The 12,869-nt window shown below is 38.6% G+C and carries 10 protein-coding genes; 4 read left to right on the top strand and 6 right to left on the bottom strand.

The annotated features are described in order from the left end of the window. The 4 genes from mnmA to H7R46_RS05200 all read left to right on the top strand — a co-directional run bounded on the left by mnmA (window position 1) and on the right by H7R46_RS05200 (window position 4,041). Window positions 1-1,134: a tRNA 2-thiouridine(34) synthase MnmA gene (gene mnmA / locus H7R46_RS05215; RefSeq protein ID WP_005067972.1), complete on the top strand. Its 1,134-nt coding sequence runs from the start codon at window positions 1-3 to the stop codon at window positions 1,132-1,134. A gap of 13 nt (window positions 1,135-1,147) precedes the next feature. Then, entirely contained in the window at window positions 1,148-1,879 is a 732-nt protein-coding gene (hflD, locus tag H7R46_RS05210) for a high frequency lysogenization protein HflD (RefSeq protein WP_002118587.1), read from the top strand. A gap of 55 nt (window positions 1,880-1,934) precedes the next feature. Further along, entirely contained in the window at window positions 1,935-3,323 is a 1,389-nt protein-coding gene (gene purB / locus H7R46_RS05205; RefSeq protein WP_002118712.1) for an adenylosuccinate lyase, read from the top strand. A 79-nt stretch (window positions 3,324-3,402) separates the two neighbouring features. Beyond that, on the top strand, window positions 3,403-4,041 hold the full coding sequence (locus H7R46_RS05200) for a DUF2238 domain-containing protein (protein WP_005067969.1): 639 nt from the start codon (window positions 3,403-3,405) through the stop codon (window positions 4,039-4,041). Between the two features lie 39 nt (window positions 4,042-4,080). Here the strand turns inward: H7R46_RS05200 and blp2 are convergent, their stop codons facing one another. The 6 genes from blp2 to H7R46_RS05170 form a co-directional block, all read right to left on the bottom strand. Further along, window positions 4,081-6,270, bottom strand: a complete 2,190-nt coding sequence (blp2, locus tag H7R46_RS05195; protein WP_005067967.1) for an Ig-like repeat protein Blp2 — start codon at window positions 6,268-6,270, stop codon at window positions 4,081-4,083. A 254-nt stretch (window positions 6,271-6,524) separates the two neighbouring features. After that, the gene (gene sohB / locus H7R46_RS05190; protein WP_005067965.1) at window positions 6,525-7,487 is read right to left on the bottom strand and encodes a protease SohB; all 963 of its coding nucleotides are present in this window, start codon (window positions 7,485-7,487) and stop codon (window positions 6,525-6,527) included. Between the two features lie 148 nt (window positions 7,488-7,635). After that, a complete protein-coding gene (pstB, locus tag H7R46_RS05185; RefSeq protein WP_005067963.1) occupies window positions 7,636-8,538 on the bottom strand; it encodes a phosphate ABC transporter ATP-binding protein PstB in 903 nt (300 codons plus the stop codon). A 13-nt stretch (window positions 8,539-8,551) separates the two neighbouring features. Further along, complete coding sequence (gene pstA / locus H7R46_RS05180; RefSeq protein ID WP_005067953.1) at window positions 8,552-9,949, bottom strand: phosphate ABC transporter permease PstA; 1,398 nt, start codon at window positions 9,947-9,949, stop codon at window positions 8,552-8,554. Next, on the bottom strand, window positions 9,946-11,325 hold the full coding sequence (gene pstC / locus H7R46_RS05175; RefSeq protein ID WP_005067951.1) for a phosphate ABC transporter permease subunit PstC: 1,380 nt from the start codon (window positions 11,323-11,325) through the stop codon (window positions 9,946-9,948). Before pstC ends, pstA begins: the two co-directional genes overlap by 4 nt. Window positions 11,326-11,424: 99 nt before the next feature. Next, a complete protein-coding gene (locus H7R46_RS05170; RefSeq protein ID WP_002118975.1) occupies window positions 11,425-12,456 on the bottom strand; it encodes a substrate-binding domain-containing protein in 1,032 nt (343 codons plus the stop codon). Window positions 12,457-12,869: the final 413 nt, after the last annotated feature.

Raw genomic sequence — 12,869 nt, 5'->3', positions numbered from 1 at the left:
ATGCAACAACGTGTCATCGTCGGTATGTCTGGTGGTGTAGACTCTTCTGTTTCTGCAGCACTTTTACTTCAACAGGGTTATCAAGTTGAAGGTCTTTTCATGAAGAACTGGGAGGAAGACGACGGCACGGAATACTGTACGGCAATGGAAGACTTAGCCGATGCCCAAGCAGTAGCTGATAAAATCGGTATTAAGCTGCATACAGCAAACTTTGCTATGGAATATTGGGATCGAGTGTTTGAACTTTTCCTAGCTGAATATGCTGCTGGTCGCACGCCAAACCCAGATATTTTATGTAATAAAGAAATTAAATTCCGCGCATTTTTAGATCATGCCATGACTTTAGGTGCAGACTTTATTGCGACTGGTCATTATGCACGCCGTGGTGAAACCGCATATAACTCTAAAGGCGAAGCATACGCACCATTATTACGTGGTGTAGATAACAATAAAGACCAAACCTATTTCTTACATGCCGTTCATGGTAGAGAAATTAATAAAACATTATTCCCAGTAGGTGAAATCGAAAAACCTGAAGTTCGCAGAATTGCTGAAGAACTTGATCTTGCTACAGCCAAGAAAAAGGACTCAACAGGAATCTGTTTTATTGGGGAACGTCGTTTTAATGACTTCCTTAAACAATATTTACCCGCTCAGCCTGGGAAAATTGTACTTGATACAGGTAAAGAAGTTGGTGAACATCACGGTCTGATGTACTATACGCTCGGTCAACGTGGCGGAATTGGTCTAGGTGGTTTGAAAGGTGCAGCTGAAGGTGCATGGTTCGTACTACATAAAGATCTTGATAATAATCGCCTCGTTGTTGGTCAGGGACATGAACACCCACTCATGCAAAGTACTCAACTGTGGAGTGAGTCAATTGACTGGGTAGCTGGTGAACAAAATATTCCAGTTGAAGGATTACGCTGTACAGCTAAAACGCGTTATCGCCAACCTGATCAGGCATGTACAATTTTTATTGATGAAAACACTGAACACGGTGTTCGCGTTGAGTTCGATGAACCGCAGCGTGCTGTTACACCGGGTCAAAGCGTTGTATTTTATTCAGATGAAGTTTGCTTAGGCGGGGGTGTCATTCACCATACAAATGCCCCTACACCAAATTTTATTTAAGGGAATGAATGGCATGGTGGAGTTACCATTTCAACAATCACAAGCCTTGAATGTTCGCCAAAACCGTGCCCTTGCCTTGGCTGGGGTATTTCAGGCCACTCAGCTCACCCATATGACAGCCATGACGGGTCAGCAAAGTATTGGTGAAAGTGGTAACTTCTATTTTGAACTATTAATCAAAGCAAGTTTAAATATTCGCCCTACAGCCAACAATGGTGTTCAAACCTTAGATTTTTTTAATCAATTAGCAGATATCTCTTTAGGGCTTAAAACACTCGAAAATTGTATTACTCAACCTTTTTCGAACATGCCTAAGTCTCGCCTTCCAAAAATGGGAACGGCCAAATTGCCAATGTCCTACGCGATGTCGCTTTTGCAGCTAGAAAAAAAGGTTTATAGCAACCCTGAATATGTCGCAATCATTGAAAAAGCTCAGCAGAAAATTTTAAAACAGCTGTCTTTTTTTGATAATAACTACTTACACCCGAGCATTTTAGCTAATTTGGCGCAAACTTATGTTGATACGGCTGGCCAGATTAATCCACGCATTTTAGTTCGTGGTAATGCAGAAGCATTTAAAGATACCAACCATACTAACCGCATCCGTGCTTGTCTGTTTACTGGCTTGCAAATGGCCCATTTATGGCGACAACTCGGCGGTAGTTCATGGAACATGATTTTTAGCAAACGTAAATTGCTACAGGATATTCAAGCACTTGCTCGTTTACAGTACCAAGTCGTTTAAGACTATAAACGAGATTTTTTTAGTTTTATGTTTATTCCAACATTAAGGAATCGTTATGAACGCTTTAACCGCACTATCACCATTAGATGGACGTTATGCCAGCAAATGTGATGCGCTACGCCCTTTTCTTTCTGAGTTTGGTTTAATCCATGCTCGTGTCACTGTAGAAGTGCGTTGGTTACAAGCACTTTCTAACCGTCCGGAAATTGTTGAAGTTGCACCTTTTTCAAACGAAACAAATGCAGCTTTAGATGCAATTGTTAGCAACTTCTCTGAAGAAGATGCAAATCGTATTAAAGAGATTGAACGTACGACTAACCATGACGTTAAAGCAGTTGAGTATTTCTTAAAAGAGAAAATTGCCGGTATCGCTGAATTACAAAATGCGGGTGAATTCATTCACTTTGCATGTACTTCTGAAGACATCAACAATTTGTCTCACGCGCTTATGCTTAAAAACGGTCGTGAAGTTTTAGTATCAAGCATGAAGCAAATCCTTAATGCGATCTCTGCTTTGGCAACGACTCACGCAGAACAACCAATGTTGTCTCGTACACACGGTCAAACTGCTAGCCCAACAACTTTGGGTAAAGAAATGGCGAACGTGGCATACCGTTTAGCTCGTCAAATCAAACAATTTGAAAACGTTGAGTTACTTGGCAAAATCAATGGTGCTGTAGGTAACTACAATGCTCACCTTTCTGCTTATCCAGATGTTGATTGGGCTGCTCACGCACAAGCTTTTGTTGAATCTTTAGGTTTAACATTCAACCCTTATACAACTCAAATCGAACCACATGACTACATGGCAGAGTTGTTTGATGCGTTACGTCGTTTCAATACGATTTTAATCGACTTTAACCGTGACGTATGGGGTTACATCTCTTTAGGTTACTTCAAACAAAAATTGAAAGAAGGCGAAGTTGGTTCATCAACAATGCCACACAAAGTTAACCCAATTGACTTTGAAAACTCTGAAGGTAACTTAGGTATTGCAAATGCAGTATTAGCTCACTTAGGTGAAAAATTACCAATTTCTCGCTGGCAGCGTGACTTAACTGACTCAACTGTATTACGTAATATGGGTGTTGGTTTTGCACAAAGCTTAATTGCTTTCGATGCGTGCTTAAAAGGTGTTGGTAAACTTGAGTTAAATGCAAACCGTTTAAATGAAGATTTAGACCAAGCTCAAGAAGTTTTAGCTGAACCAATTCAAACTGTAATGCGTCGCTACAACATTGAAAAACCATACGAAAAATTAAAAGCATTAACTCGTGGTCAAGCAATGACGCGTGACATGATGGTTAATTTCGTAAATGGTGATGAACTTTCTCAAGTACCAAGCGAAGAACGCGCGCGCTTAGCTGAACTTACGCCTGCAACTTACACAGGTAATGCAGCTGAACAAGCGAAACAAATTAACGATTTAATTAGCAAAATCTAATTAAAAAGTTTACAAAAAGCGGAGCTTAGGCTTCGCTTTTTTATTACACTCATATAAATCACAATAAAGACTTCATAAAATGATCGAAAAACAATTCAAACTTAAACACTATATTGCTCTTGGCTTGCTTTTGATTGCGATTGTCATTTCAGCTATTCAGCCTCTTGAATTTGAAGCCTATTTACTTCATCAAGCGGGCACAGTGTTTATGTTGATTTTGCTCTTTGTTATTTTTAAGAAGATTGGACTCGATTTTTTAAGTTTTACTTTCTATCTGCTGTTTTTGCTCATCCATATTGTTGGCGCACATTACCTGTATTCATACGTTCCATACAATGATTGGATACAACAGGTATTCAATTTTAATTTAGATCAATACATGGGTTGGTCCCGTAATATGTATGATCGTTTGGTTCATCTTGCCTATGGTATTTTTCTCTACCCTCTTACTTATCGCGTGTTTCAAGTGTGGTTACCATCAGTAAAGCCATTCAGTCTTTTTTTATTAGTAGTTCAATTTGTAATGGCATCAAGTGTTTTATATGAACTTATTGAATGGGCAATTGCTATTGGATTATCTCCCGAAGAAGCCGAAAATTATAATGGGCAACAAGGCGATATGTGGGATGCCCATAAAGATATGCTGTTAGCAACTATTGGGGCAATTTTCTATGGACTTCTTGCACTGATACTTCCATCTAAAACAAATAACTCATAAATAAAAAAGCGCTCAATGAGCGCTTTTTTTAAGATCACTTTAGACAACAGGATAGGTTTGTTCTAAAAGGCTTTGTAAAACCGAAGAAGTCGTATCAGGTAAAACATGCTCAAGATTGCCTGTGATATTACTAGCGTTCGTAGTTACATCACTTTGATCATTTACTTGCGTAGGCTTTACTGCTGCTGAAGACAAAAGAGTTTCAATTGGGTCTGGTTCACTAGACGTAGAGCTTTTTAACAAATCATCTAATGGCACAGATTTCAGCTGCTGGCTATCCGTTTCATTTGTTGTGCTTTGTACTAACTTTAATGTATTTAACCCAACGCTATCAGCAACAGACACAGTTTCTGTATGAGCAGTATCAACAGCTACCTCACTTAAACTGGCAGCCTTTGGAGCGACCACATAAAACGTAAATGGTGAACTCACTTCACTTGTAAGGCCTGCTGCATCTGTTTGAGTTAAAGTAATAGTATGTTTACCAATTGCTAAGTCTTTATCGAGTGTAAAGCTCCATGATCGACTACTACTTACATTTACAATCCCAATAGCAACACCATTATCATAAATGGTTAAAGTTGCATTTGCCTCACCTGAACCTGTGAGCTTTGGTCTTGCATCGTCAGTTTCTGAACCAGCAGTAATCGCACCTTTTAGAGCACCAACATCATCATCCACACTGTTTAAAACAGGTTTTGCAGGTGGTGTTGTGTCCTTAGTACCAATAATATCAAGAACATCAGATTTATTTCCTGCACTATCAATAGCCGAAACTGAAGCATGTTTGTTATCAGTTAAAGCAGGCGAAATCGTAATTGTAAATTTTCCATTTGCATCTGCCGTTCCCGTACCAATGACCTTACCTGTCGTATCTTTAATTTCAACTTTTGCATTTGCTTCGGTTGTACCTGTTACGGTTGTTCCATCAGCATTAATTTGAGCAACAGGTTTATCAGGTGCAATAGAGTCATAACTTGGAGAAACTTCTAAAGGTTTAGAGGTATTACCTGCTGCATCTTCAACAACAACTGTTGCCTTTTGTGACTCTTTTAATGCTGGAGAAAGCGTAATCTGAAATTCGCCTTGAGCGTTTGCGGTACCCGTACCAATTACTTTACCATCAGCATCTTTTATCTGAACTTTTGCATTAGGCTCAGTTTGTCCTTCAACCGTGGTACCTTCTTTATTGACTTCAACTAAAGGAACATCTGGAGCGAAAGTATCCTTTCCGGCAATAATTTTAGTTGGTTCAGATTTATTACCCGCTGTATCTTCAGCTATAACTTTTCCACCCGCGTCACTCGTCAATGGAGGAGTAAGTTTTAAAGAAAAAATACCATCTTTATTCGCAGTTACAGTGCCTAGTACATTACCACTAGCATCATAAACAGTGATTTTTGCATTTGCTTCAGTTTTACCAGTTACCAATGAGCCATCATCACTCAGCTGAGTTTGGGGAGCATCTGGAGCAATTGTGTCTTTACTACCAGTCACAACACCTGGTTTAGAAATATTACCAGCAGCATCCTCAGCTAAAACATTTAATTTATTCCCATTTGCTAAAGGCTTATCGAGTTTAATTGTAAAATTTCCACTTGCATCTGCAACTCCCTTTGCGACCGTATTACCAGCAGCATCTTTAATATAAATTTTTGCATTTGCTTCTGCTTTACCAGTAACCGTAACGGTATCATCCGCAACAGTAGCAGTCGGTGCAGCAGGAGCTAAGATATCTACAGGTCCTGAAGAATCATCTTTGTCATCATTATCAAAAGCCCAAAGATATAAACCTTCAGCAGCTAAAACAGCCAAACCTGCTTTTAGCACGTTACCCATCGAAAAAGTTGGGGAATCATCAACCGCCATTGTTGAAGCTGGTTGGCTCGTGCTGGTATAGGCTAAATCTGTGACATGGTTTAAACCTGTATAGTCGATCACCTTACCCTGAGCGTCAAATTGTGCTTCAACAAATTTTCCATGTTCAGTCGGAAGAACAAGTGAATGTTCTGTTGTATTCGTTGCTCCATTAAAGAAATTTTCTAAAACAATAGTCTCTCCATTTTTTAAATGGACGACTAGATTTCCACCTTGTTTTTCCACCGATGCTATATCTTTTTGACTTACGCCAATTTGAATAATAGAAGGTTTACTTAACACGACCTTATTGAGCTGACCATCTTGCAGAACGTCCAAACCCTCTTTGGATGCTACAATTATTCTTGTCATTATTTCCTGTCCTAAATTTCAGTTATATTTTTAAATGTCTAACTTTTTAAATATTTCATTTAAAAGCTATTTTATTGCTGTTTAAAATATCAAAACCATGTGTTTATCACAATTTAAAAATTATATTTATCAACATTTATTTTTTACTTTCCATTAAAAATCTAAACCTATTTAATAAGACAAATTTGAATATTAACTTTATAAAAAAACCAGCATTTAAGCTGGTCTTTTTATAACATTTGAATTAGATAAAATTATAGTTTTGGATCACGTACTTGTACAAGCGTCGTGTTCGCTTTTGCTAGGCTTTCCATAACTTTGCCGATTACAGTAGGAATCAAACTATCTGCCATTTGCGCTGCTTGTAAACCTAGCTTTTCACCTAAGGTTGCTTTCTTACGTGTATTAATCACATACACATCATGTTGCGGCAATAAAGCTAATAAATACTCATCAGATGTTTGTAATTTATCAACAAGGTTCAGATCTAGCGCATCTTCACCATACCAATGTTCACCTGTCGCCACTTTATCGACATTAAGCTGTGGGCGATATTTTTCTACAAAGTGCTTAAATAACACATGAGTTTGTTGCAACTCTTCTTCGAACTTCGCTTTACCTTCAGGCGTATTTTCACCAAACATGGTGACTGTACGCTTATACTGCCCTGCTGTGTAAAGCTCAAAATCCACATTGTGTTCTTTTAAAAGACGATTAAAGTTTGGAACTTGAGCAACCACGCCAATTGAACCCACAATAGCAAACGGTGCTGCAATAATTTCATTTGCAATACATGCCATCATATAGCCGCCACTTGCAGCGACTTTATCCACACAAATCGTTAAATGAAAACCTGCATCGCGTAAACGCACTAACTGAGCTGCTGCTAGACCATAACCATGGACCATACCACCTGGGCTTTCAAGACGAACTACAATACGATCACGTCCAGCTTTAGCAGTTGCTAAAATCAGGGTAATTTCTTCACGCAAGTTTTCAACTGCTGAAGCTTGAATATCACCTTTGAAATCTAAAACAAAAATCTTCTGATTATTTTTACGGCGAATTTTAGCTTCTTTAGCAAGTTGTTGAGCTAATTGTAAAAGTTCTAAACGGCTTGCCGTAGTTTGCGCAATTTTTTTTCTCTGTTCATTGACACGTGCATTTAAATGGCTGACACGTATTTCCGCAGGGAGTTTAGGCAAATGGAATAACATAAAATTCTAAGCTCATAAGTTTATCTTTATAGCCTTAAGATGTGGTCCTTTTGATTAAAATTCAATAGCGATTTTGCAAAATAGAGTCATTTTCATTTATAAAATAAAAAAAAGAGCACATGGCTCTTTTTCTTTTATTGTTTATTAATCAACCGAAGCGACCAGTAATATACGCTTCCGTTAACTGATGGTCAGGCTGAGTAAAGACTTTTTCAGTTGAGTTGACTTCAATCAAATCACCTAAATGGAAATAAGCAGTCCGATCAGAAACACGTGCCGCTTGTTGCATTGAGTGAGTCACAATCACAATTGTGTATTGATTTGACAATTCAGAAATGAGTTCTTCTACTTTTGCTGTTGCAATTGGATCGAGTGCAGAACACGGCTCATCCATTAAAATCACTTCAGGACTAACAGCAATGGTACGTGCAATACATAAACGTTGTTGCTGACCACCTGATAAACCTGTACCTGGCTGATTCAAACGGTCTTTAACCTCATCCCACAAACCAGCTTTACGTAAGCTATTTTCAACAATTTCTTCTAGGTCATATTTATCACGCGCTAATCCGTGAAGTTTAGGACCATAAGCCACGTTGTCAAAAATAGATTTAGGGAATGGGTTTGGCTTTTGGAACACCATACCAACCTGAGCACGCAATAATACAACGTCTAGATTTGGGTCATAAATATTGTGGTTATCAAGGGTAATTTTACCTGTTACGCGGCAACCATCAATCGTATCGTTCATACGGTTTAACGTACGAAGAAACGTTGATTTACCACAGCCTGAAGGACCAATAAATGCGATCACTTCATTTTGATAAATATCTAGGTCAATACCTTTGATAGCTTCAAAATCACCATAGTAAACATGGGCATCTTGTGCACTAATTTTGATTTCGTTTGAGTTCTGCTTTTTTGAAGTATGTGGTTCAAAATGAGAAACATACGAAGTGCCATGATTCAGCGATTTATCTGTAAATTGAGATTGTTCAGTATTCACTAACTTATCCTTTTCTAAGGAATTCGTAATATCAATAGTATTCATGATTTATCCTCTATTACCAACGCACTTCGAACTTTTTACGTAACCAAATTGCAAGACTGTTTAAACCAATCATTAATGCAAGTAGTACGATAATCGCAGCAGCAGTACGGCCTTCGAAGAAGTTACGCAACTCATTACCCTGCCATAAATAAACCTGTACAGGTAAAGCAGTTGCTTGATCAAATGGTGTTGTTGGAATACTTGCAACGAATGCACTCATCCCGATTAAAAGTAAAGGTGCGGTTTCACCAAGCGCATGCGCAACACCAATAATTGCACCTGTCATAATGCCCGGTAATGCCAACGGTAAAACATGGTGGAAAATCGTTTGGAACTTAGAAGCTCCCAAACCAAGTGCCGCTTGTCGAATAGAAGGTGGCACTGCTTTTAATGAAGCACGCGTGGTAATAATCACTGTTGGCAGTGTCATTAAGCTTAAAACCAAACCACCCACCAACGGAGCTGATAAAGGCAAATGCATCCAACCAATGAAAATTGCAGCACCGAGTAAACCAAATACGATAGAAGGAACAGCAGCAAGGTTATTGATGTTAACTTCAATAATGTCGGTAAGAACATTTTTTGGAGCAAACTCTTCGAGATAAATTGCGCTGGCAACACCGATTGGAATCGCAATGATGATCACGATGAGCATCATGAATAATGAACCCATGAATGCACCTGCAAGACCACTAATTGCTGGTGAACTACGTGAGTCAGGGTTCTTAAATAAGTTCAAGTTAAAAGTACTTTCAAGAACGCCTTTTGCTTTTAAGTCATCGGCAAGCTTACGCACTTCTGGATCAAGTTGTTGCTGATCATCTGGTAATGAACGGTCAATATTACCTTTTAACCAAACATCGACGTTCGCATCACCTAAGAAGGTAATATTTTCTTTTTTACCAATGAGTGATGGATCTGCAAAAACCATATCACGTAGACGATAAGCTTCCGAGCTTGCATATAAGCTGCTTAGGTAGTCACGTTGTGATGCAAGTGCAGGATCTTTAGCAATCATTCCATTTACAATGATGCCATCCCAATCGACCATACCCATTTTAGTTTGCCAATCAACATAACGTTCTTGGTAATGCGCAGGTGTTTCACCTTGAGTACGCACTGGTACTGGTCCTGCATCAATCACTTTAGGGTCAAAGTAAATTGGAACATTCATACTGGTTTGCCAAAAAGCAGGTAAACCTTTTGCCAAAATACTACCGAACAAGAGAGCAACGAATGCAAGACCAATAATGACTGCCGAGAAACCCGCAAAACGGAAAGCTTTTTCTTTGCGATGACGTTTAGCCAAAGATTTTTCAATAACCTGTTTACGTCGTTCACGTGTTTCGGCAGCAGTTTTCGGATCAAATACGTTCTGATCCATAGGAGACGATGTATTTGATGTACTCATTCGTATTGCTCACGGTATTTACGCACAATGTACAGTGCTACAATATTTAATCCCAAGGTAATAACAAATAGTGTTAAACCTAGCGCGAATGCAACCAATGCTTGTGGACTTGAGAAGTCTGTATCTCCAGTCAACTGTTTTACAATAGTTACTGTCACTGTCGAAACAGCTTCAAATGGATTTGCGTGTAAAAGTGGACTGTTCCCTGCTGCTAAAACCACAATCATGGTTTCCCCAACAGCGCGAGAGACTGCCAATAAGAAAGCGCCTGTAATACCCGGTAAAGCTGCTGGTAATACGACTTGACGAATTGTTTCAGACTTAGTCGCACCAAGTCCTAAAGAACCGTCACGTAGTGCACGCGGGACTTGAGTAATAATGTCATCTGACAAAGATGAAACAAACGGGATAATCATAATTCCCATTACAAAGCCAGCAGTTAAAGCACTCGTCGCATTAATCTCTAAACCAACATATGCACCCGCTGCTTTAAAGAATGGTCCAATAATCATCATGGCAAATACACCATAAACAATTGTTGGAATACCAGCTAAGACTTCAATTGTCGGTTTTGCCCATGAGCGGAACCATGGTGAAGCATATTCAGCTAAATAAATTGCGATCATTAATCCAACTGGTACAGCAACGAGTAGAGCGATACCACTGACCATGAGCGTACCCCATAGCAATGGTAATAAACCATAACTGCCTTCAGCATTACCAGAAGTACTAAAGCCCGGATTCCATTCTGTACCAAAGAAAAAGTCCATTGGACTGACAAAACGGAAGAAGTGCATTGCTTCGCCAAACATCGACATAACGATACCGATGGTTGTCAAAATCGCAACACCAGAACATAAAATCAAACCAACATTAATGGCACGTTCAACTTGGTTACGAGCACGATATTGTTGGCTGATTTTTTTCTTTGCCCAAACCACCCCCAATAAAGCAGCACAAATTACAACAGCAAATTTGGCAAAAGAGCCAATGGTTTGAAATTTTGCAAACTGTTGAGCAGCAGCTAATTCGTAGGCTGCCGGTTTATCGCTCACCCCAAAACCTGAAGCAATTGATTGAACACGATCAACCAATACACTTCTACCCGCTTCATCAAGAGAAGCACTTACAGACGCCGGAATATTATTAAAAATAATATGATTTAAAATACTTGGTTCAACCAAGTTCCAAATGATCAAAATTAAAAAAGCAGGGATACCGCACCAAAGACCAACCAGTGCGCCATAATAACCAGGACGAGAATGTAACGTCGCCGAGTTGCTTCCCTTACCTGCTATGTTACGGCTCTTTCTCAGCCCAAGTTGATATGCAATTGCCACGAGGGCTAACAACACACCGATAAGTAGCAGATTCATGTACTCTCCACTGTTTTCTCAATTGTCATAATTTGGAAAAACAAGTTAGACAAAAAGGCTGATGAACTCTTAAGATCACCAGCCTTCATTCAAACTAACTTATTTAACAGTTTTACCTGCTTTAAAGTCAGCCAAAACTTTTGCACGTTCAGCATCAGACATCGCGATTAAACCATCACGTTCAGCTTTAGAACCTTTACCAGTTGCTTTCTTGCTTACGAAATATTCTACATATTGCGGTAAGCCTTTAACTGATTTTAAGTGTTCGCCTTTCACGTAGAAGTACAATGGGCGAGATACAGGATATGTACCATTCAATACTGTCTTCTCAGATGGAACAACGTTGTTTACTGTTGCCACACGTAACTTGTCACGGTTCATGTCATAGAAACTTAAACCAAACACGCCTACTGCGCTTGGAGAAGTCTTTAAGCGAGCCAATGTTTCTGTATAGTCGCCAGCGATTTCAATTACACGGCCATCTTTACGGAAAGTAGAACATGCTTTCTTCTGAGCATCTTTATCTAAGCTCTTGAAGTATTCATATGCTTCACAACCAGCTTCAACCATTTTCTCTTGGAAAACTTCACGAGTACCGTGGTTAGATGCAGGGATTACAAGAGTAATCGGTTCATTTGGAAGTGTTTTATCAATTTGATTCCAGTTTGTATATGGGTTTGGAACCAATTTACCTTTTGATGGTAACTGTGCAGCTAAAGCAGCAAACACATGGTAAGGTTTTAATTTATAAGCTGCTTTGTGTGAGTTAGACGCGAATACAATACCGTCGTAACCGATTTTGATTTCTTGAATTTGTTTTACACCAGCTTTGTTACAAGCTTCGATTTCAGTGCTTTTAATTTTACGAGAAGCGTTAGCAACGTCGATCGTGTTATCGCCAACACCTTGACAGAATTGTTTCAAACCAGCAGAAGAACCGCCAGAACCCACTACAGGAGTTTTAAATTGAGGGAAAGTATTACCAAACTCTTCAGCTACAACGCTGGCAAACGGTAATACAGTTGAAGAACCAGCAATTTGAATCGTATCACGAGCTGCATTTGCAGTCGTTGTTACAGCTGCCCCAGTTACTGCTAACGCAATTGCGATTTGACGTGGATTTAAGCGCATTCTGTTCTCTCTCATTAATGCAATAGGTTGTACGTCACTTTTTGTTGAGTGCTTGTACGCTCTTCGATAGCTGCATTGTGAATAGAAAATATGACAATTAAGTTACAGTATGATGACGCTTTAATGATTTCGATATTGTTAACTGTCACATTAATATTTTTTATGTACTATCAATTAGTTATTTTAAATATAGAGATTATTTTACCCTCTCTATCAATCTATATTATGACATTAACTAAAAATATTAAATTTTTATTTTTTATAAAATATAAAAACAAAAGGTATTATAAATATATTAAAAAACGGTAATTTAGTGATTTATTAATTTTATTATTTAAATATTTTCTGTCATTAAAATTATTATTAAAAATTTCTAGAAAAAAACAATTTCTTTGTAACATGAAAATAATATG

This window comes from Acinetobacter sp. BEC1-S18-ESBL-01 (assembly GCF_014169935.1).
Classification (GTDB): domain Bacteria; phylum Pseudomonadota; class Gammaproteobacteria; order Pseudomonadales; family Moraxellaceae; genus Acinetobacter; species Acinetobacter pittii.
This window is presented reverse-complemented; position numbering and strand designations above follow the sequence as displayed.

Coding starts and splice junctions, on each gene's coding strand:
- sohB (WP_005067965.1), bottom strand. CDS start 7,487: ATGTTATTCCATTTGCCTAAACTCCCTGCGGAAATACGTGTCAGCCAT.
- purB (WP_002118712.1), top strand. CDS start 1,935: ATGAACGCTTTAACCGCACTATCACCATTAGATGGACGTTATGCCAGC.
- hflD (WP_002118587.1), top strand. CDS start 1,148: ATGGTGGAGTTACCATTTCAACAATCACAAGCCTTGAATGTTCGCCAA.
- pstC (WP_005067951.1), bottom strand. CDS start 11,325: ATGAATCTGCTACTTATCGGTGTGTTGTTAGCCCTCGTGGCAATTGCA.
- blp2 (WP_005067967.1), bottom strand. CDS start 6,270: ATGACAAGAATAATTGTAGCATCCAAAGAGGGTTTGGACGTTCTGCAA.
- pstB (WP_005067963.1), bottom strand. CDS start 8,538: ATGAATACTATTGATATTACGAATTCCTTAGAAAAGGATAAGTTAGTG.
- pstA (WP_005067953.1), bottom strand. CDS start 9,949: ATGAGTACATCAAATACATCGTCTCCTATGGATCAGAACGTATTTGAT.
- H7R46_RS05170 (WP_002118975.1), bottom strand. CDS start 12,456: ATGCGCTTAAATCCACGTCAAATCGCAATTGCGTTAGCAGTAACTGGG.
- mnmA (WP_005067972.1), top strand. CDS start 1: ATGCAACAACGTGTCATCGTCGGTATGTCTGGTGGTGTAGACTCTTCT.
- H7R46_RS05200 (WP_005067969.1), top strand. CDS start 3,403: ATGATCGAAAAACAATTCAAACTTAAACACTATATTGCTCTTGGCTTG.